Here is a 19,224-nt window from a genome sequence, read left to right on the forward strand (position 1 = left end):
GGGCTCACCCCGGCGAGGCGACGTCCCTCTCCCCGCGGACGTCGTCACCGCCTCCGGGGAAGAAGTCCACCAGCAGCATGTCGCGCATTCCGCAGGACGCGCCCGGCGCGGGCCGGACGGGCGAGACGCCGTGCAGCAGCCGCCGGTCGTCGAGCACGATCGTCTCCAGCGGGGCGGTGAGCAGGGCCCGGTGGACCGGGCGGCTGCGCAGGTCGTACAGGGCGGACTCCGCGCCGCTCACGTCCTCGCGCCGGATCAGCACCTGGGCCACGTAGGAGTGCCCGTCCTGGTGGACGCCCTCCGGGGCCGGGTGGCCCTCGGTGCGGGTCGTGGCCGTGACACGTATCTGGTGGACCCCGCAGGTGTCCATGCCCGCGCGCGGGCCGGGCAGATGACGGCGCAGGGTGTGGACGACGGTCCGCAGCACCTCGCCGCCCGCGACGGCGGCGGAGAGCGGGGCGAACAGGCGCTGCACCCCGCCGTGGACCTTGTTGACGGACTTGTCCTGGAAGAACGCGGTGTGCGGCAGCCGCTCCAGCCGGCCCGGCCGGATCCGGAAGAGCCCGTAGCGGCGGAAGCGGTACGGGGTGTCGGTGCCGAGGTGGGTGTCGGCCGGCAGGTCGTCCCACGATCCCGTGAACTCCTCGACGGCGCCCGCCCCTACCCCGCCCAGGGCGGCCCCGAGCACCTCCGGGCCGAAGTGCACGAAGGGCGGGCCTCCGGGTGCCGCCGGAGCGCCGGCTGGCGTGCGGGTCAGGCGGGGGGCCGGTGCGCCCGGCGGGCTGGAGGTCATGGCGGTGTCCTGCCTTCGTACGGGGAAGCGCTTCGTCTCGACAGTAGGCCGATTGCCGGTTCTGCTGGCCGGAATGCATCGTTCGGCCGCGCGACCGGAAGTGTGTTCCCGTAGGCAGGTGTTGGTGTCGTCGTACCGGCCCCTCACGGAGGCGGCCGGTCCGGTGCTCAGGGCAGGCGGACCACCTGGGCGCCCCACGTGAGGCCCGCGCCGAAGCCGAGGAGCAGCGCGAGGCCGCCGCTGCTCACGGACCCCATCTCCTTCAGGCGCGCCAGGGCGAGCGGGACCGAGGCGGCGGAGGTGTTGCCGCTGTGCACCACGTCGCGGGCCACGGTGACGTGCTCGGGCAGGGCCAGCCGCTGGGTGACGGTCTCGATCATGCGCAGATTCGCCTGGTGCGGCACGAAGGCGTCGAGCTCGCCGGCGCCGATCCCGGCCGCGTCGAGGGCCGCCCGGGCGACCGGCGGCATCTCCTCGATGGCCCACCGGAAGACCTCGGGGCCCGCCATCTTCATGGTGGGCCACTCCCTTCCCGGGTCGTCCCGGAACGCGTCCCAGGCGGCGTCGTGCGCGATGAGCCCCGCACGGCTGCCGTCGGAGCCCCAGACGACCGGGCCGATGCCCTCCTCGTCCTGCGGTCCGACCACCACCGCCCCCGCCCCGTCGGCGAAGAGGATCGCGGCCGACGGGTCCTCCGGTCCGACGATGTCCGTCATCCGGTCGGAGCCGATGACCGCCACGTACTGCGCCGACCCGTCGCGGACCATGGCAGAGGCGAGTGCCAGGGCGTAACAGAATCCCGCGCAGGCGGCGTTGAGATCAAAAGCGGCGGCGCGGATTCCGAGCCGGTCGGCGATCTCCGCGGACCCCCCCGGGCTCTGCTGCAGATACGACATGGAGGCCAGGATGACGGCCCCCAGCTTTCCGGGTGCGATTCCCGCGTCGGCCGCGGCCTTCCGCGCGGCTTCCACCGCCATATCGGTCACCGATTCGCCCGTGCCGGCATATCGGCGCTCGACGATGCCGGTGCGGCGCTCTATCCACTCGGCGGTCCGGCCGGTGCGGGCCGCGACTTCCGCATTGCCCACCACCCGGTGCGGGCGGTACGCGCCGATGCCCAGAATTCCTACGCCGTTCACCGCAGTTCGCTGCATCAATGCGCGCATACAGGCCCCCCCAAGCCACCTCTGATGTGTCGGCGGCGAGACTATCCCCGGGTGGGTTGGAGGACGCAACCCACTGCAGCGCAGAGTGTGCGTGTTGAACGTCACGCCGGGCCGAGGATTCACTTCGGTCGTGATGCGGGTCACAAAATTTATTGCTTGCTTGGTGACGCACCGCCCTTCTACGGTCACTCGTGTGATCCAACTCGGAAGAGTGAATGGCTTGTTGCCAAGGACCGAGCACCACCACAGAATTCCGCCCCTCTCCCGCGTTCCCGTCGCCCGGCCGGCGGCCGGATCGGAGGGGCCATGACCAGTACCGCTTCACCGCTTTCCCCGGTGGCGCTCCTCGGCCGGTCCTCCGGCGAAGAGATCGCCGCCGGAAGTCATCTGCACGGTTTCGGCGGCTTTCACGGCGGCCTGACGCTCGCGCTGCTGGCTTCGGCGATGCAGGATGCCGCAGGGGAGGTGGCACCCGGCCTCCGGCTGCAGAGCGCAACGGCGCGTTTCCTGCGGCCGATCGGCGACGACTTCCGGCTGGAGACCTCGTTGCTGCGCGCCGGGCGCACGCTCACCACGTTCGGTGGCCGCGCGGTCACCGAAAAGGGTGTTCACGTAGAAGGATCGGCCGTCTTCGGAAATCCGCAGCCGGCCGAGTGGCAGTCGTTCGCTCCGGCGGTTCCGGATGCGCCGCCTCCGGAAGAGTGCGACGTCTTCGTCATCCCGCCCGAGTTCGTCGCCATTTCCACCTACCTGGAGATCCGCCCGGTCGGGCCCAGCCGTCCCTACGCGGGCGGTGCCGAGCCCGAACTCATCGCGTGGATCAGGATTCTGGAGGACGAACGTCCGCCGGACGCGCTGCGTTTCGTGTTCCTGATGGATTCACTTGCTCCGTCGTACGCGGCGGTGCTCTCGACGCTAGCGTTGGTGCCCACGGTCGAACTCACGGTCCGGCCCGGCGCGAATCTGGCGCAGGCGTCGTCGCCGTGGATCCTGCTGCGCGCACGGACCCGCTCCGCGACCGCCGAGGGCTGGGTCGACGAGGAAATCGACGCCTGGGGCAGGGACGGGGCCCACCTGGGTTCCGCACAACAGCTCCGCATCGTCCGTACCGGCTGACGAGGGCGACGGCCGACGGTACGGCGCACACCATCTTTCGCGGGCCGCGCACCGGTGACACGGGTGCGGCCCCGCTCACAGAACTGAAACTTCACGGGGGCGTTGTGGACCACATAGCGGGGCGGGCCCGTACCTCATTGCCAGGGCTGCCCGGCATCCTCCGGCAGCGGGCCGCCGGGCCCCGGCGCACGGCCTTTCGCTTTCTCGCCGACGGCACCAGCGACGAGGCCGTCGACTGGACCTACCACGACGTGTACGAACACGCCGGCCGCATCGCCGCGGACCTGCTGGGGCGGGAACTCACCGGGCGCCGCGTGGTGCTGGCACTGGATCCCGGTCTGCACTACATCGCCGCGCTCTTCGGGATATTCCGGGCCGGCGCCACCGCGGTGCCGTCCTTCCCGCCCACCGGGAAACGCGCAGTGGCCCGCTTCGCCTCGATCGTCGTGGACAGCACGCCCGATGTGATCATTGCGGACCGCCGGCTGGAGGGCCGCGTGGCCCAATTCGCCGCGGAACTCCCGGAGACTGTGCGCCCGCCGGAATGGCTGTTCGTCGACGCCGCGTACTTCGGCGGCCCGGCACCGGTGACCGCCGTTCCCGACGCCGTTTCCGATCCGGCGCTGCTGCAGTACACCTCGGGCTCCACCGGCGACCCCAAGGGAATCGTGCTCACCCACGAGAACCTGGTCAGCAACTGCCGCGCCCTGGAACACAACATGGGCCACGAAGCCGACCGCGTCGGCTGCACCTGGCTGCCGCCCTACCACGACATGGGCCTGATGGGCACGATCATGCTCGCGGTGCACGGCGGCTGGCCCTTGGTGCTCATGTCGCCGGCGCACTTCGTCCAGCAGCCGTACCGCTGGCTGAAGGCGATCACCGACCACAAGGTCACCATTTCCGTCGGGCCCAACTTCGCTTTCGACATGTGCACTTCGAGTATCACCGATGACGAGCTGGAAACCCTCGATCTCGGCACACTGCGCCAGGTCTTCTGCGGATCCGAGCCCGTATCCAGGGTAACCCTCGACAAGTTCCGGGAGCGATTCGGCCCCCGGGGCTACGACGAGACGTCCCTCATCCCCTGTTACGGCCTGGCCGAGGCGACGCTCTACGTGTCGGGAAAGCCCACCGGTACCCCCTTGCGGACCGAACGGCTCGACAAGGAAGCCCTGGAGAACGGCGTCGTGCGCCGGTCCGGGGAGGACGGGAAGGACGCCGAGCCCGGCCGGGTCGCGCACATCGTCAGCTGCGGCGCCGTCGCCGACGGGCACGAGGTGACCGTGGTGGACCCCGACACCCTGCTGCCGGTCCCCGCCGGCCGGGTGGGGGAGATCTGGGTGAACGGCCCCAACGTGGCCCACGGTTACCTCGGCCGGCCCGGGCTCACCGCCGCGACCTTCGCGGCGCGCACGGCCGGCGGCGGCGAGGAGGCCCACCTGCGCACCGGCGACCTCGGATTCCTGCTCGACGGGGAGCTGTTCATCACCGGACGCCTCAAGGACCTCGTCGTCATCGCCGGACGCAACCTCTACCCGCAGGACATCGAGCTCAGCGTCCGCCAGGCGCACGAGAAGGTGCGCGGCTGCGCGGCCTTCTCCGTCCCCGGCGAGCAGGGCGAGGAACTGGTGGTCGCGGCCGAGTACCGCGGCACCGCACGCCAGCTGGCCGCGGAGGGGGCGGCCGTGCTGGACGCGGTGATCGCGGCGGTGACGGCCGAGCACGGAGTCCGGCCCGCCGCCGTCCACTTCGGGCCGGTCGGCGCGATCCCCATGACCACCAGCGGCAAGGTCCGCCGGGACGCGACACGGAAGGCCTACGTCCAGGGGACGCTGAAGAAGCTGGCCCTGGCCGCCGACGACATGCCGCAGGCCGTGCGGTGACGGGAGCCCACCAATGACGATTTCGCCCGAGTCACCCGGGGCCGCCGCAGCCGGTGCCCCGCGCACGTCCCGCCCGGCCGCGGGCCCGCAGGCCGCGGGCGGCGACACCGACGCCTCGGCCCGCCGGCTGGCCTACCTCACCGTCGGCGTGCCCACCCTGGGCTTCGCCGGTGCGGTGGTCTTCGCCTGGAACTACGGATTCACCGGGGTCGACCTCGGCCTGCTCATCGGGATGTACCTGCTGACCTCCCTGGGCGTGGAGGGCGGCTTCCACCGCTTCTTCTCGCACCTGTCCTTCGCGGCCAAGCCGGGGGTGACCGCCTTCTGGGGCATCGCCGGCAGCATGGCCGCGCAGGGCCCGGTCGTCTTCTGGGTGGCGACCCACCGCCAGCACCACGCGTTCACCGACCGCGACGGCGATCCGCACTCGCCCCGGCCGATGCAGGACGGGCGCAAGTACCCCCGGCTGCGCGGCCTGTGGCACGGCCACGTCGGCTGGCTGTTCACCGTCCGCCGGCAGAACTGGAGCAAGTACGTCCCCGACCTGATGAAGAACCGGCTCGTGATGAAGATCAACGAGTACTACTTCGTCTGGGTCCTGGCCGGACTCGCCCTGCCCGCGCTGCTGGGCTGGGCGCTCACCGGCGGCAGCCTCCGCGGTGCGGTCGGCGGGCTGCTCTGGGGCGGTCTCGCCCGCATCTTTCTCCTCGACCACGTGACCTGGAGCGTCAACTCGATCGGGCACACGCTGGGCAGCCGCCCCCACCGCACCCGGGACAACAGCCGCAACGTCGCGACGCTCGCGCCCTTCTCGGTCGGTGGCTCCTGGCACAACAACCACCACGCCCAGCCCGCCCTGGCCCACAACCGGCACACCTTCTGGCAGATCGACATCGCCGGCGGGTTCATCCGGCTGCTGGACGTCCTGGGCCTGGTCACCAACGTCCGCTACCCCAAACGCGCACGGTCAGAGAGATAAGGAGCGGCCCCGTGTCTTCCGCAACCGCCGACCCGCTCGCGTCGGCGATCGTCAAGCTCGACCCCGCAAGCCGCCGCATCAAGCGCTTCTCCGCGCTCACCACGATGACGCTGCCGCTGATCGGCACCGCCGTAGCCGCCTGGTTCCTGTGGACCGGCAACTACACCACCACCGACCTGGTCATGTTCGTCGTCATGTACTTCGTGCACATGGGCGGCATCACCATCGGCTTCCACCGCTACCTCTCGCACAAGGCGTTCAAGACCTCGCCGGCGTTCGAGGCCGTCATGATGATCACCGGGTCCATGGGGGCCCAGGGCCCGCTGATGTTCTGGGTCACCACGCACCGCCGCCACCACCGCTTCAGCGACCGCGAGGGCGACCCCCACTCGCCCAACCTGCACGGCTGGAGCCTCAAGGCGCGGATGCGCGGGCTGTGGTACGCGCACATGCCGTGGATGCTCAGCGACGAGACCTCCAAGTGGAGCGTCTTCGCCCCCGACGTCCTGCGCGACCGCCGGCTGATGTGGTACCACCGCACCTACCCGGCCTGGGTCCTCACCGGCCTGCTGATCCCGGCCGTCGTCGGCTTCGCCGTCGAGCAGACCCCGATGTCGCTGCTGACCGGCCTGGTCTTCGGCGGATTCGCGCGCATCTTCGTGGCCAACCAGGCCGCCTGGTGCGTGGGCTCGATCTGCCACGCCATAGGCAGCCGCCCCTTCGACAACAAGGACCGCAGCGCCAACAACTGGCCCGTCGCCGCCTTCACCTTCGGCGAGGGACTGCAGAACAACCACCACGCCTTCCCCGGGTCCTACCGCCACGGCGTGACCTGGTGGGAGCCGGACCTGAGCGGCTGGCTCCTCTTCGGTCTCGGCAAGGCCGGCGTCGTCTGGGACCTGAGGGAACCGGACAAGGCCACCATCGAGCGCAAGCGCGCCATGAAACAGGCCGCGTAACCGCCCGCGCCCCCAGGGCAGTGCTTCACCCGCGGTCCCATCCGCAGTTCCATCCCCGGATCCACCCGCAGTGCTTTCACCCTCGCACCAGCAGGAGCGTAACCACATGTTCGGACGCAAGAAGGACGCCCAGCAGATCTCGGGCCCGCTCACGGAGGAGTCCCTGCGCCAGTGGCTCGTCGAGCACCTGGCCAAGCGGATCGAGGCCGCGCCCTCCGACATCGACACCCAGAAGTCCTTCGAGGCCTACGGACTCGACTCGCGGGTCGCCGTCCAGGTCTCCGGCGCCCTGGAGAAGGTCGTCGAGCGCCGGCTCTCGCCCGGTCTGCTCTACGAGCACCAGACCATCGACGACCTGAGCAGCTATCTGGCCCAGGAACTCAGGCTGTCCCGCCGGACCGGCTGAAGGGAACCACGACGATGGGGGCATACAACTTTCCGTCCGCTCCGGACAAGGCGTTCGAGGACTTCAAGCGCAAGTCGGAGCAGATCGAGGGCGAACGGCTCGCGGGGGCCATCCCGAGGGAGTACTTCGAACCACAGGTGGGCCGTGGCCTGCTCGGCTTCGCCGTCAGCTGGGTGCTGTACATCGGTGCGCTCGTCGGCATCGCGTTCTCACCCCACTGGCTGCTCTGGATCCCGCTGTGGATCGTGGCGGGCCTGGGCGGCTGGGGCCTGCACTGCATCGCGCACGACTGCGGGCACGGCTCCTTCTCCCGCTCGCGCAAGTTCAACTTCGCGATCGGGCACGTCTCGCTGCTGCCGCTGATCTACCCGTTCCACGCCTGGCGCCACGTGCACAACCTGCACCACAGCCACACCAACAACCTGGAGCTGGACACCGACTGGCGTCCGGTCCCGGCGGCGCTCTACGACCGGATGCCGTGGCACGAGAAGGTCATCTACCACGGGACGCGCACCTGGGCGTTCTGGGGCGGCACCATCAACTACTGGCGCGAGTCAGGCTTCCGGCCGAGCTACTTCCCCAAGCGGGAGGCGCGCCGTGACGTCCGCCGGTCGATGCTCTTCGTCCTGGCCGTCATGGTCGCCTACTTCGTCCCGCTGATCTGGTTCACCGGGTTCACGGGCTTCCTGATCTACTTCGTCGCCCCGTGGCTCGCGACCCACGCCTGGTTCAGCGCGACGACGCTGATGCACCACAGCTCCAGCGACATCCCGTACCTGACCAACGAGCACTGGACGCGCAACGCCAGCCGCCTGCTGGTCACCACCGACTTCGTGTACCCGAAGTGGCTGCTGTTCCTCACGCACAACATCTCCATCCACACGGCCCACCACGTCGCCCCGGTCGTCCCCTTCTACAACCTGCAGAAGGCGCAGCGGGCCCTGAAGGACGCCTACCCGGGCATGGTCCGCGAGGAGCGCGTGAAGATCCGCCAGCTGAGCACCATCATCCGGCGGCTGCACTTCTACGACACCGAGTCGGGCTTCTACACCGACTTCAACCGGACCACGATCGCCCCGGCGGACGCCAAGCCGGTGACGGTGAAGTCGCCGTCATGACGCCCCTCGTCCTGAGAAGACTCGCCCACGCGGCCGCCGGCGTCCTCGCGCCCGGACCCGGCGGCCGCTGGGCCACCGACGTCTTCAGCCGGACCCGGGCCATCGGCACCCGGCCCGACAACGTCCTGCCGCTCGGCGCCCGCGGATTCGACATCGCCGGCAACCCCGACGTGCACGGCGGATACCTGTGGGGCGACGACGACCGGCCCACCGCGCTCCTCGTGCACGGCTGGGGGGCCGACAGCAGCAGCATGTACTCGCTGATCGGCCCGCTGCGGGAACTCGGGTACCGGGTGGCCGCGTTCGACGCGCCGGCCCACGGCGTCAACCGCGGCACGCAGGCCACCATGACGCAGTACACGGCGGCCGTACGCGCCGCCCTGGACTCGCTCGGCGGGGCGAAGGTCGTCGTCGCGCACTCCCTGGGCTCCATCGCCGCCGTCGGCGCGGTGGCCCTGGAGGAGCGGCCGGACGTCGACTGCATCGCCCTGGTCGCCCCGACCTGCACCCTGACCGCGGTGCTGGAGCGGTGGTCCAGGAGCGAGCTGATGCTCTCGCGCGCCGTCGTCGACCGCATCTACCGCGAACTGCACCGCCGCAACGGGGTGCCCGTCAGCCACTGGGACGTCGTCGGCCTCGGCCGCGAGCTCGACGTCCCGGTGCTGGCCCTGCACGACCCCGGGGACCCCGTGGTGCCGTACTGCGAAGCCGAGGCCATCGCCGCGGGCCTGCGCGACGTACGGCTCCAGCAGGCCCCGGGCCGTGGCCACATGGGGATCCTGATGTCCCCCGAAGCGAAAAGCGCCATCTCCGTGTTCGTCGCCGAACACGGAACGAGAACTGGAGAGACCATCCCGTGAGCGAAGACGTCGGGAAAAGGGCATGGATGTGCCTCGTCTGCGGCTGGGTCTACTACGAATCCCTGGGACTGCCCGAGGAGGGGATCGCGCCCGGCACGCCGTGGGAGGAGATCCCGGACGACTGGGAGTGCCCGGACTGCGGGACCACCAAGGCCGATTTCGTCATGGCACCGCTGTAGAACCGCTGTAGATCTAGGAGAAGTGACATGAGCACACCGGTGATGGACCCGGGCCGGGCGATGATGACGCTGCTGAGCCCGGCCGGGAAGCGGGACCCGTACCCGCTCTACGAGGCGCTGCGCTCCTACGGGCCGCTGCTGCCGCTCGGCCCCGGCCAGCTGGTGGTCACCGGGCACGCCGAGTGCGCCCGGGCGCTGCGCGAGCCCGGGCTCCTGTCGACCGACGGGGCCGTGCAGGACACGATGATGCCCGGCTGGCGGGAGCACTCCTCCTGGGTGTGGCTCACCAAGAACATGCTCTTCAGCAACAACCCCGACCACGACCGCTACCGGCGGTTCTTCAGCGTCGGCTTCACGCCGCGCCGCATCGCCGCGCTGCAGCCGGCGGTGGAGCGGCTGATCGGCGCACTGGTGGACCGCCTGGGCACGCTCGGCGAAGGGGGCGCTCCGGTCGACTTCATGGCCGAGTTCGCCTTCCGCGTGCCGATGGCGATCATGGGTGAGCTGCTGGGCATACCCGAGGAGGAGCAGGCGGGGTTCCGGGGCCACATCGGCGCCATCACCACCGCCCTGGAGCCCATCCAGGACCTCGACCAGCTCCGGCCCGGCGACGCCGCCATGGAGGAACTGGCCGTCTACTTCGGCGACCTGGTCGCCAAGCGGCGGGCGCAGCCCGGCGACGACCTCGTCAGCGAGATGGTCCGCCAGCTCGACACGACGGGCGGCATCAGCGAGGAAGAGCTCGTCGCCAACTTCATGCTGCTGCTGGTCGCCGGCACCGAAGCGCCGATGGACCTCATCGGCAACGCGCTGCGGCTCGCCGTGGAGCACCCGGAGCACGCCGACGCGCTCCGCAAGGACGACTCCCTCGCACCGGGCTACGTGGAGGAGGTGCTGCGCTTCGACCCCGCGGCGCAGGCCCTCAACCGCATGGCCGTCAAGGACATCGACTTCTTCGGGGTCCCGCTGACCGCGGGCACGAAGGTCACGCTCCTGATCGCCGCGGGCAACCGCGACCCGCGGCAGTACGCCGACCCCGGCACGTTCAACCCGTACCGCAAGGGCAACCACGCCCTGACCCTCAGCGGCGGCGCGCACTTCTGCCTCGGCGCGGGCCTCGCCCGCATGCAGGCGGAGATCGCCCTCCCGGCGGTCCTGCGCCGCTTCCCGGGCCTCGCCCTCGCGGGCGAACCGACGTTCCGCGACCAGCTGGTACAGCGCGGCTTCGCCACGCTTCCGGTGAAGCTGGGCTGAACCCGGCGGCGCTCGGGCCCGGGCCACGGGTGCCCGCACCACGCCCTCCGCCGCGGCGGTCTTCGGCGGTGCCGTTCCTGCCTGAGGCGGGACCGGCACCGCCGGTTGCGTTGTCGGTGGCCGAGCGCCGTTGCGGCGGGATCAGAGGTGCGGGGCACCAGGGGTTGGTACGGGTTCCGTGCGCGCGCCGGTCGCATCGGGTGCGGACCCTGCCGTCGGCGTGCCGCGGGCCGCGGCGGATGATGGCTTTGTGAAGCAAGAACCCGCACGTTACAGCCTCTGGTCGCCGCCCACCTTCGTCACTGCGACCGGGGCACTCGTGGCAGAGGCGACCCTCGCGGCGGGCGTGTTCCTCCTCTGGGCGCTGGTGTACCCGGACGCCGGCGCGGACCCCGGCTCCGGCGATCCGTCCGAGGACGACAGCGGTGCCCTCGGCTTCCTCGCCCTCCCGTTCTTCCTGGTCGCCTGGACCCTCGTCTCGGCCTTCCTGGCCGCCGCGCTGGTCGTCCCCGCCGCCGGGCTCGCCCGGTGGGCGGGGAGCCGGACGGCCCGCGTCGGCGCCCGGTGGTGGGTGCCCGTCGCCGCGGCGTGCGTCGCCGCACCCGCGGTCCTGGCCGGGGTCCTCGTGTCGGGTCACGCCGACTCCCTCTCCGGGCAGCCGGTGACGTGCCTGTGGTGGTGGGCGGGCGTGACGGCCGCCATCGTCCCCGCGGGCCTCCTCACCCTGGTCGCGGACCACCGCGCCGTCTCGGGACGCCCGCCCTGGCGGCTGCCGCTGTGGCTGATGGGCGGGGGCTGCGGGGGGCCGCTCGTCGCCTTCGTCCTCGTGATGGTGGTGGCGGTGGTCGTCCACCTCTTCACCGGCTGACGTACCGCCGTCCGCCGCGACCCGTATCCGACACACCGTCAGTACGGCCGCACCAGGCTCTTTTCGGCCCGGTGCGGCCGTACTGCCGTATGGGCGCCGTGACGCCTACATCACACCGACACGCCCCGGGGGACGCTGTATGCTCACGTGAGTTGGAAAAGCCAACTCACTACGAGGAGAGCGATGACTCAGACTGCCGCCGGACAGGCGGGCAGCGTGACGAAGCCCGCCTTCGGCCCGGTGTTCGCCGTCGTTGTAGCCGGGGTTGCGATGTCCAACCTCGACATGTTCATCGTCAACGTCGCCCTGCCCGACATCGGCGCCCAGTTCTCCGGGTCCTCGCTGGCATCGCTGTCGTGGATCCTCAACGCCTACGCGGTGATCTTCGCCGCGCTGCTCGTCCCGGCCGGCAGCCTCGCCGACCGCACCAGCCCCCGGAACGCCTACCTGCTCGGCATCGCGGTCTTCACCGTCGCCTCCGCGCTGTGCGCCGTCGCACCGGGCGTCTGGCTGCTGGTCGCGGCCCGCGTGGTCCAGGCCGTCGGCGCGGCCATGCTCATCCCCTCCTCGCTGGGCCTGTTGCTGGCCGCCGCGCCGCCGGAGAAGAGGATCCCCGCGGTCCGCGCCTGGACCGCCATCAGCGGCCTGGCCGCCGCCCTCGGCCCCGTGATCGGCGGCCTGCTCACCCAGCTCGACTGGCGCTGGGTCTTCCTCGTCAACCTGCCGATCGGCGTCTTCGCCCTCCTTCTCGGGGCCAAGGTGCTGCCGCGCATCGCGGCCCGCCCGGCCGCGGCCCGGCTGGACCTGCTCGGTGCGGTCCTGCTCACCCTGGGCATCGCGGTCCTGGCGCTGGGCCTGGTCAAGAGCGAGGACTGGGGCTGGACTTCGGGCAAGGTGCTCGGCTCCCTCCTGGTCGCCGTCCTCCTCCTGGCCGCCTTCGTCTACAGCTCTGCGCGCCACGCCTCGCCCATCCTCCCGCTGGGCCTGCTGAGGATCCCCGCGGTCGGGCCCTCGACCTTCGCGAACCTCCTGTTCGCCGTGTCGTTCGGCGCGATGCTGCTCTCGGCGGTGCTGTGGTGCCAGCAGGTGTGGCACTGGTCGCCGCTGAAGACCGGCCTCGCCATCGCGCCCGGACCGGTCCTCGTCCCCGCCTTCGCGATGGGCGTGGGCCCCGTCATCAAGAAGTTCGGCTCCGCGGCGGTCTCCGCGGTCGGCTGCGTGCTCTTCGGCGCCGGCATCGGCTGGTGGATCCACCGGCTCGACACCGCGCACGAGTACGCCGCGGGCCTGCTCCCGGGCATGCTGCTCACGGGCATCGGCGTGGGCATGGTCGTCCCGACCCTCGTGGGCGCCGCCGTCTCCGCGCTGCCGCCGCAGAGCTTCTCCACGGGCTCGGCCGTCGTCACCATGGCCCGTCAGGTCGGCTCCGTGCTGGGCGTGGCCCTGCTGGTGGCCTTCATCGGCGCCCCCTCCGGCGCGGACGACGCCGTCACGGCCTTCGACCACGGATGGGCCTTCATCCTCGTCGCGACGGCCGCCGCGGCCCTCGCGTGCCTGTTCATCCCCCGCCCCAAGCCAGCCGCGTAATGCCCTGACGCTCACAGGACAGCGCGGCACACGAGCCGGGCGGTCCGCGCAGACACCCCCGACTGCGCGTGACCGCCCGGCGTTTTTCTTCCCGGAATCCCTGATTCTGCGTCAGGGGTGATTCACATCACAGTGGGGTGGAGCGAGAAGTTCCGGCCTGTGACCGCCGGTTCTGCGGCCCAGACCTCATGGATCATGGCCGGAACCGTGCGGCGACGGGATTCCGGTTTGCCTCCCGGGCCGGAACCCCACTCCGGATCGGGGTGGGTGAGGGGGTGTTGAGGTGAGGGGTGAAGCGGGCATACGGTCTGTTTCCCTGTGGTGAGGGCACAGTCGGCCCCGGTCTTCATAGATTTATCTGCCGAGAGACGCCCATAGAGTCGGGCAAGCGCGACCAGCCGCCCAAATCGGGCAGACTCCGAGCTCAAACCGGCATATGTTCCGGCCATTGCCCCCCGGCATATTGCGCGGGGTTCGCCGGGTGCTGTTTTCTTGCGTCCAGATAATCAGCCACCTGGGGGTATCGCCGATTATGGCAATCAAGATCAACCCGGCTCGATTCAGTCAGTTCGGCCCGGCCGAGGGAAGCATCTTCTGCCTGATCACCAATCAGGAGATGGTGCAGGAATTTGAAATCGTCAGGGATGCCCCCTACGCGGAGTACCGGACGATCATTCTGAAGCCGGGCGACGACTTCGAGAAGATGCTCGCTGATGAAACGGTTCCGCAGAATTCTCATTCGCTGGTCATCTCGCCCTACCGGTTCTTCGAGTCCCCCTCCGAGGAGGCGCTCGGCCCGCGCCGCAAGCTGATGGGCATGGCGTGCAACTCGACGCCCACGGACCTGGGCATCATCCGCCACTTCATCGGGGTCATCGAGCGCACCTCGGCCCGGGAGCAGGCGGAGTTCAGCGACCGGTTCTTCGAACTCGCCGAATCCACCGACCACTTGGTGTATGTCGACGAGCGGCACGGCACCCGCGCCGTCCTGGACCACCTCGCCGACGACCTGGTCTGGAATCAGCAGGCCGGCCCCCTTGAATGGGGCGAGCAGCAGATCGTACCCTCGGGCGAGATCAGCGTCCTGCCGATGCAGATCGTCGAGTTCGACGAGTCGCTGCACCTCCCGCTGGAAGGCAGCATCGCCTTCCGCGGATTCCCCATCCTGCACAACGGAACGCCCTCGTTCCTCCGCAAGGATCAGGCTCGCCTCCAGGGCAAGCTGGCCGGGCTGGAGCACGAGGCGGTCGTGGCCGACGTGCAGAAGGGAGCGATCACCTCGCTCCGGCCGTTCCGGCCCGCCGGCGCCCCGGTCGCCGAGGTCTTCGAGGCGATGTTCGAGATCGACTCCCGCTACACCCTGGTCTGGGAGATCGGTCACGCCCTCAACACCAGCCTGGACATCGTCCGGGGCAACCACGCGATGAACGAGGTCTACGGCGGCGACCGGGGCTGCCTGCACTGGGGACTGGGGCTCACCCCCTTCACCCAGTACCACCTCGACATCATCTCGCCCGACACCACCGTCTACACCGAGAGCGGTGAAGTGGTGCTCGGCAACAAAGGCGGCGCCCCGGGCGTCCGCATCGCACCGGCCGCCTGAGCGGCCTGCGGCGGACGCGGCGGGAGCGCGAAATCCATACGGACGGGAGGTGATTCCCCATGAAGAAGACCATCAAGGTGCGCAAGAACAGCAACTACCTCGGGACCCTGCTGGGCTAATCGCCCGGTGACCCGGCCGGATCCGAGCCAATGGAGGGTGGTGAGTTCCCGTGAAGAAGACCATCAAGGTCCGTAAGAACAGCAACTACCTGGGGACCCTGCTGGGCTGATAGCCCGCAGCCCATCCGAGAACAATGGCCATTGGCGGGAGGTGAGTTCCCATGAAGAAGACCATCAAGGTGCGCAAGAACAGCAACTACCTCGGGACCCTGCTGGGCTGAACCCGGGTGACGGGCTGAATTGAACAGCCCTGGTGCGAGGCGGGTCGAGGTGCTGACTCGACCCGCCTCGCCGACACGCAACACGCATATCTGGGAGTGGTGTCGCGATGATTATTGTCCGCCCCGAGGCCTACCGCCAGTATCCGGTCGGCCGTACACACTTCGTACTGGTCCTGGAAAAGGCGCTCGCCGACTTCTTCCGCCTCGAGGGCGGCAGCCGTTACGAGCAGTGCGCCACCATGACCGCCGGCCCCGGCCGCACCCTGGGCGACATCCTGCGCACCGAGGTGCCGGACAACAGCGACGTCCTCGTGATCGCCACCGCCGACGCCCTGCTGACCGCTCCGTCCGCCGACGTCGGCCCCGGCCGCACGGTCGCCGTCGTCCGCGCCGGGCAGGGCCCGCTCGCCCTCGACCAGGCCGGCACCGTGCTGACGGCCCTGGAGAAGGCCGACCCCGACGAGGTCCAGGCCCGCGCCGACAAGCTCACCGCGGCCCTCGACGCCTCCGGCGGCCTGCAGATCGAGGAAGCGCTGACCGGCTCCGTCGCCCGGCTCACCTACGACCGGCCCACCTGGTCGCGCACCGACGGCGGCCTCTTCCAGCCGGGCGCGGTCCGCACCGCCCCCACCGGCCGGCTGCGGCTCGCCGCCGACCTCACCGGCACCGCGCTCTCCGGCCAGATCACCGTCAAGGGCTGGCCCGTCGTCCGGGCCCGCAGCGCGAGCGCCGACCGCCGCCACGAGATCTACGAGCAGCTGACCGGCCTCTCGCACTACCCGCTGGTGCTGACCGTGGAGAACGGCGCGGTCACCGACCTCAAGGCCGCCGCCACGGGCTCCGGCACGGCCGCGGCCGAGCTCGAGCGCCTCTTCGCCGAGCACCCCGACCACGCGCTGGTCTCCGGGATCGAGTTCGGCCTGAGCACCGGGACGCAGCCGCTGCCCTTCAACACCGAGGGCAACTCCGCGGCCACCGGCAAGGCCACGGTCTCCGCCTACATTGTTCTGGGCGCCCTGCCGCAGACCCCGTACCAGCTGACGCTGTCCTGCTCCACCAGCACGGTCACGGCCCTCGGCGGCGCCGAGGCGCTCGCCGGAGCCGGCACCGAGAGCGGCGAAGCGCGGCCGAGGCGCCGGATGAACCGGGTCACCTCGGCGAGCTGCGGCTGCCACTGACGCACGCGTCCACCCAGGCGCCCTGCCGCCGGCGCCGCCCGCCGGCCGCCCCGGCCCACCGCCGGCGGCGGCGCCCTGACAGAGGGGCGGGGGCGCACACCTCAGGGAGCCACGGGAGGAACCCCCTCGATGACCACGACCGCCCCCCGCCGGCACCTCGCCGACGGGCCCGTGTGGGAACGGCGCTTCCGCGCCCCCCGCCACACCCTGCCGGCCTGGGCCAAGAGCGCGCCCGACCGCTGCGTGTTCGTCAGCGACCTCTCGGGCATCGCCCAGGTCCACGCCTGGGACCGCGCGGCCGGCACCCTCCGCCGCGTCACCGACCGCCCGTCCGGCACCCAGCAGTGCGCCGTCGAGGCGTCCGGGGAGGCCGTGTGGTGGTTCGACGACGGCGCGGGCGACGAGTACGGCCGGTGGATGCGCCAGCCCTTCACCGGCGGCCCCGACACCCCGGCCGTCCCGTCCGCCGGGCTGTACTGGCCCTCGGGCCTGGCCGTCGGCCTCGACGGGCACGCCCTGCTCGGCTGCTCCACCGAGGACGGCGCGGAGGTCCACCTCGTCCTGCCCGGCGGCGCCGCCCGCCGGCTCTACCGGCACGACGAGCCGGCCTACGCCGTCGACCTCTCCCGCTCGCTGGACCTGGCCGTCATCGCGCACAGCGAGCGCGGCGACCTGTGGGACCTCGGCGTGCGCGTCCTCACCACGGACGACGGCGCGACCGTGGCGGACCTCGCCGACGAGGAGGGCGGCGGCCTGGAGGCCGTGGGCTTCTCGCCCGTACGGGGCGACGCGCGCCTGCTGCTGCAGCACCAGCGCGACGACCGCTGGGAACCGGTCGTCTTCGACCCGCGCACCGGCGAGCGCACCGAGCTGCGCCTCGGCCTGCCCGGCGACGTATCGGTGCAGTGGTTCCAGGACGCCCGCTCGCTGCTGGTCGTCCACGACCACGAGGCCCGCTCCACGCTCCACCGCTACGACCTGGACAGCGGGCGCCTGGAGCGCATCGGCACCCCGCCCGGGGTCATCGCCCACGCCCGGACCCGGCCCGGCGGCGACGCCTGGCTGCTGTGGTCGAGCTCCGCGCGGCCCCCGGAGTTCCGCGGCCTGCTGGAGGACCCGCGGCTGCCCCTCCCGGACGCCCCGCCGCCCCCGGCGGCCGAGGCCCGGGACCTGTGGGTGGACGGCCCCGGCGGCCGGGTCCACGCCCTGCTGAACACGCCCGCGGGGCCCGGCCCGTACCCCGCGGTCTTCCTGCTGCACGGCGGCCCCGACGAGCAGGACGAGGACGCCTTCGACCCCGCCGTCGCGGCCTGGACCGACCACGGGTTCGCCGTCGTGCGCGTCAACTACCGCGGCTCGACCGGCTACGGGCGCGAGTGGACCGAGGCGCTGCGGCGCCGCGTGGGCCTCACCGAGCTGGAGGACGTGGCCGCGGTCCGGCAGTGGACGGTCGACCACGGCGTCGCCGACCCGGCCCGGCTCGTCGTCGCGGGCTGGTCGTGGGGCGGCTACCTCACGCTGCTCGCGCTCGGCACGCAGCCGGGGGAGTGGGCGCTGGGTCTCGCCGGTGCGCCGGTCGCCGACTGCGCCGCGGCACACCACGGCGCGATGGAGGAGATCAAGGCGCTCGACCGCAGCCTCTTCGGCGGCTCGCCCGACGAGGTGCCCGAGCGCTACCGGGAGTCCTCGCCGCTGACGTACGTCGACGCCGTCCGCGCGCCGGTGCTCATCCTGGCCGGTGCCAACGACGCCCGCTGTCCCGTGGCGCAGGTCCGCGACTACGCCGAGCGGCTCGCGCGGCGCGGCGTCGCCCACGGCCTGCACGTCCACGACGGGGGCCACAGCGTGACGGACGTGGACGAGCGCGTGGCGATGTTCCGGCGGCAGCTGGAGTTCGCGCGGGCCCATCTTCCGCAGGCCGCCTCCTGAGCGGTCCTGCGGGCCGCCCCCGGCCGGGCCGGGGGCGCGGCGCAGTGGGCCCGGGTCCGGTCCCCGGCGGCGGGGGTCCACCGGGAACCGGGCCGGAGCCCACTGTGCCTGTACCGACGTCGACGCCATGAGGTGAAGGGGACCTCCTGTGAACCGATCTGCGGACGGACTGGCCGTGCTCACGTTCTCGCTCTGCCTCCGGGACGGGATCCCGGAGCCCCACCCCTGGTCCCGCCGGCACCTGCTGCTGCGGCGGGACCTTCCCTCGTACGTCCCCTGCTCCTCCTACTCCAGCGCTCCGTCGACCTGGGCCAGATGGGAGCGGAACGCATAGCCGGGGTCGGTGCGCCGGCGCTCCAGGAAGCGGTCCCAGCCCAGCTGCTCGCGCAGGCTGACGCCCTCCAGGGCCCGCTCGGCCTGGGCGCGCTCGGCCCGGACGATCCGCTCGGCGACGGCGGCCACCTCGGCGTGGGCCGCCGCCGGGACGATCAGCACGCCGTCGGAGTCGGCCGTCACGCTGTCGCCGTCCCGGGCCGTGAGCGGGGGGAGGGCGGGCGCCGGGGTACGGCCGGGGCCGAGCCGCGGCGAGGCGGGGCAGGGGCCGAGACTGAACACCGGCAGGCCGATGGCGGCGAGTTCGTCGCTGTCGCGGTGGCAGCCCCACACGACGATGCCCGCGAGGCCGGCCTGCCGGGCCTCGATCGCGACGAGGTCGCCCACGCAGGCCTCGTCCGTGCGGCCGGAGTTGTCGACGAGCAGGATGTCGCCCGGGGCGGCCGCGTCGATCCCCGTGAAGATCGAGACCACGCCCTCGGTGTGCTGCACGCGGCGCAGGGGGCCGCTGCAGCGCATGCCCGCCGCCACCGGCGCCAGCGGCAGGGGCGGCAGCGTGACGGCGGCACCCAGGCGGATGCCCGCGTCCCACAGGGCCGTGGTGGGCGGCGTGCCGGTCGGCTGGGCCGGGGCTGCCGTGAGGGGCGGGGCGTCCGTGTTCTCCATGGGT

At 71.6% G+C, this 19,224-nt stretch carries 17 protein-coding genes; 14 read left to right on the forward strand and 3 right to left on the reverse strand.

The window, feature by feature from the left end; translation table 11 throughout:
• Nucleotides 1–4: 4 nt before the first annotated feature.
• Complete coding sequence (locus AS857_RS09345) at nt 5–793, reverse strand: 2OG-Fe dioxygenase family protein (RefSeq protein WP_058042659.1); 789 nt, start codon at nt 791–793, stop codon at nt 5–7.
• A gap of 167 nt (nt 794–960) precedes the next feature.
• The gene (locus AS857_RS09350; RefSeq protein ID WP_245699715.1) at nt 961–1,947 is read right to left on the reverse strand and encodes a beta-ketoacyl-ACP synthase 3; all 987 of its coding nucleotides are present in this window, start codon (nt 1,945–1,947) and stop codon (nt 961–963) included.
• 318 nt (nt 1,948–2,265) lie between these two features.
• On the opposite strand from AS857_RS09350, the gene AS857_RS09355 reads away from it, so the two are divergent.
• The 14 genes from AS857_RS09355 to AS857_RS09420 all read left to right on the forward strand — a co-directional run bounded on the left by AS857_RS09355 (nt 2,266) and on the right by AS857_RS09420 (nt 18,221).
• On the forward strand, nt 2,266–3,075 hold the full coding sequence (locus AS857_RS09355; protein ID WP_245699716.1) for a thioesterase family protein: 810 nt from the start codon (nt 2,266–2,268) through the stop codon (nt 3,073–3,075).
• A 104-nt stretch (nt 3,076–3,179) separates the two neighbouring features.
• Nucleotides 3,180–4,961, forward strand: coding sequence for a fatty acyl-AMP ligase (locus tag AS857_RS09360; protein ID WP_245699718.1), 1,782 nt, complete (start codon nt 3,180–3,182; stop codon nt 4,959–4,961).
• 13 nt (nt 4,962–4,974) lie between these two features.
• Complete coding sequence (locus AS857_RS09365) at nt 4,975–5,940, forward strand: acyl-CoA desaturase (RefSeq protein WP_079110195.1); 966 nt, start codon at nt 4,975–4,977, stop codon at nt 5,938–5,940.
• 11 nt (nt 5,941–5,951) lie between these two features.
• Nucleotides 5,952–6,899: an acyl-CoA desaturase gene (locus AS857_RS09370; protein WP_058042661.1), complete on the forward strand. Its 948-nt coding sequence runs from the start codon at nt 5,952–5,954 to the stop codon at nt 6,897–6,899.
• A gap of 106 nt (nt 6,900–7,005) precedes the next feature.
• Entirely contained in the window at nt 7,006–7,305 is a 300-nt protein-coding gene (locus AS857_RS09375; RefSeq protein WP_058042662.1) for an acyl carrier protein, read from the forward strand.
• Nucleotides 7,306–7,319: 14 nt separating this feature from the next.
• Nucleotides 7,320–8,423, forward strand: coding sequence for a fatty acid desaturase (locus AS857_RS09380; RefSeq protein ID WP_058042663.1), 1,104 nt, complete (start codon nt 7,320–7,322; stop codon nt 8,421–8,423).
• Nucleotides 8,420–9,283, forward strand: coding sequence for an alpha/beta fold hydrolase (locus AS857_RS09385; RefSeq protein WP_058042664.1), 864 nt, complete (start codon nt 8,420–8,422; stop codon nt 9,281–9,283). Before AS857_RS09380 ends, AS857_RS09385 begins: the two co-directional genes overlap by 4 nt.
• Complete coding sequence (locus tag AS857_RS09390) at nt 9,280–9,462, forward strand: rubredoxin (RefSeq protein ID WP_372504645.1); 183 nt, start codon at nt 9,280–9,282, stop codon at nt 9,460–9,462. Before AS857_RS09385 ends, AS857_RS09390 begins: the two co-directional genes overlap by 4 nt.
• 27 nt (nt 9,463–9,489) lie before the next feature.
• Nucleotides 9,490–10,716: a cytochrome P450 gene (locus tag AS857_RS09395; RefSeq protein ID WP_058042665.1), complete on the forward strand. Its 1,227-nt coding sequence runs from the start codon at nt 9,490–9,492 to the stop codon at nt 10,714–10,716.
• A 250-nt stretch (nt 10,717–10,966) separates the two neighbouring features.
• Nucleotides 10,967–11,584 (forward strand): hypothetical protein, encoded by a 618-nt coding sequence (locus AS857_RS09400; RefSeq protein WP_058042666.1) that lies wholly within the window; start codon nt 10,967–10,969, stop codon nt 11,582–11,584.
• Between the two features lie 183 nt (nt 11,585–11,767).
• A complete protein-coding gene (locus tag AS857_RS09405) occupies nt 11,768–13,171 on the forward strand; it encodes an MFS transporter (protein ID WP_058042667.1) in 1,404 nt (467 codons plus the stop codon).
• 532 nt (nt 13,172–13,703) lie between these two features.
• Nucleotides 13,704–14,774 (forward strand): hypothetical protein, encoded by a 1,071-nt coding sequence (locus AS857_RS09410; protein ID WP_058042668.1) that lies wholly within the window; start codon nt 13,704–13,706, stop codon nt 14,772–14,774.
• 447 nt (nt 14,775–15,221) lie between these two features.
• Nucleotides 15,222–16,292: a hypothetical protein gene (locus tag AS857_RS09415; protein ID WP_058042669.1), complete on the forward strand. Its 1,071-nt coding sequence runs from the start codon at nt 15,222–15,224 to the stop codon at nt 16,290–16,292.
• 129 nt (nt 16,293–16,421) lie between these two features.
• Nucleotides 16,422–18,221: a S9 family peptidase gene (locus AS857_RS09420; RefSeq protein WP_058042670.1), complete on the forward strand. Its 1,800-nt coding sequence runs from the start codon at nt 16,422–16,424 to the stop codon at nt 18,219–18,221.
• Nucleotides 18,222–18,506: 285 nt separating this feature from the next.
• Here the strand turns inward: AS857_RS09420 and AS857_RS09425 are convergent, their stop codons facing one another.
• Nucleotides 18,507–19,220 carry an RraA family protein gene (locus tag AS857_RS09425; protein ID WP_058042671.1) on the reverse strand — a complete coding sequence of 238 codons (714 nt, stop codon included), beginning with the start codon at nt 19,218–19,220 and terminating at the stop codon, nt 18,507–18,509.
• Nucleotides 19,221–19,224 lie beyond the last annotated feature (4 nt).

It is taken from the genome of Streptomyces roseifaciens, from assembly GCF_001445655.1.
Classification (GTDB): domain Bacteria; phylum Actinomycetota; class Actinomycetes; order Streptomycetales; family Streptomycetaceae; genus Streptomyces; species Streptomyces aureoversilis.

Bases quoted from the DNA above. Each gene is read 5' to 3' on its own strand.
- AS857_RS09345 (WP_058042659.1), bottom strand. From the start codon at position 793: ATGACCTCCAGCCCGCCGGGCGCACCGGCCCCCCGCCTGACCCGCACG.
- AS857_RS09350 (WP_245699715.1), bottom strand. From the start codon at position 1,947: ATGCAGCGAACTGCGGTGAACGGCGTAGGAATTCTGGGCATCGGCGCG.
- AS857_RS09355 (WP_245699716.1), top strand. From the start codon at position 2,266: ATGACCAGTACCGCTTCACCGCTTTCCCCGGTGGCGCTCCTCGGCCGG.
- AS857_RS09365 (WP_079110195.1), top strand. From the start codon at position 4,975: ATGACGATTTCGCCCGAGTCACCCGGGGCCGCCGCAGCCGGTGCCCCG.
- AS857_RS09375 (WP_058042662.1), top strand. From the start codon at position 7,006: ATGTTCGGACGCAAGAAGGACGCCCAGCAGATCTCGGGCCCGCTCACG.
- AS857_RS09380 (WP_058042663.1), top strand. From the start codon at position 7,320: ATGGGGGCATACAACTTTCCGTCCGCTCCGGACAAGGCGTTCGAGGAC.
- AS857_RS09385 (WP_058042664.1), top strand. From the start codon at position 8,420: ATGACGCCCCTCGTCCTGAGAAGACTCGCCCACGCGGCCGCCGGCGTC.
- AS857_RS09395 (WP_058042665.1), top strand. From the start codon at position 9,490: ATGAGCACACCGGTGATGGACCCGGGCCGGGCGATGATGACGCTGCTG.
- AS857_RS09405 (WP_058042667.1), top strand. From the start codon at position 11,768: ATGACTCAGACTGCCGCCGGACAGGCGGGCAGCGTGACGAAGCCCGCC.
- AS857_RS09410 (WP_058042668.1), top strand. From the start codon at position 13,704: ATGGCAATCAAGATCAACCCGGCTCGATTCAGTCAGTTCGGCCCGGCC.
- AS857_RS09415 (WP_058042669.1), top strand. From the start codon at position 15,222: ATGATTATTGTCCGCCCCGAGGCCTACCGCCAGTATCCGGTCGGCCGT.
- AS857_RS09420 (WP_058042670.1), top strand. From the start codon at position 16,422: ATGACCACGACCGCCCCCCGCCGGCACCTCGCCGACGGGCCCGTGTGG.
- AS857_RS09425 (WP_058042671.1), bottom strand. From the start codon at position 19,220: ATGGAGAACACGGACGCCCCGCCCCTCACGGCAGCCCCGGCCCAGCCG.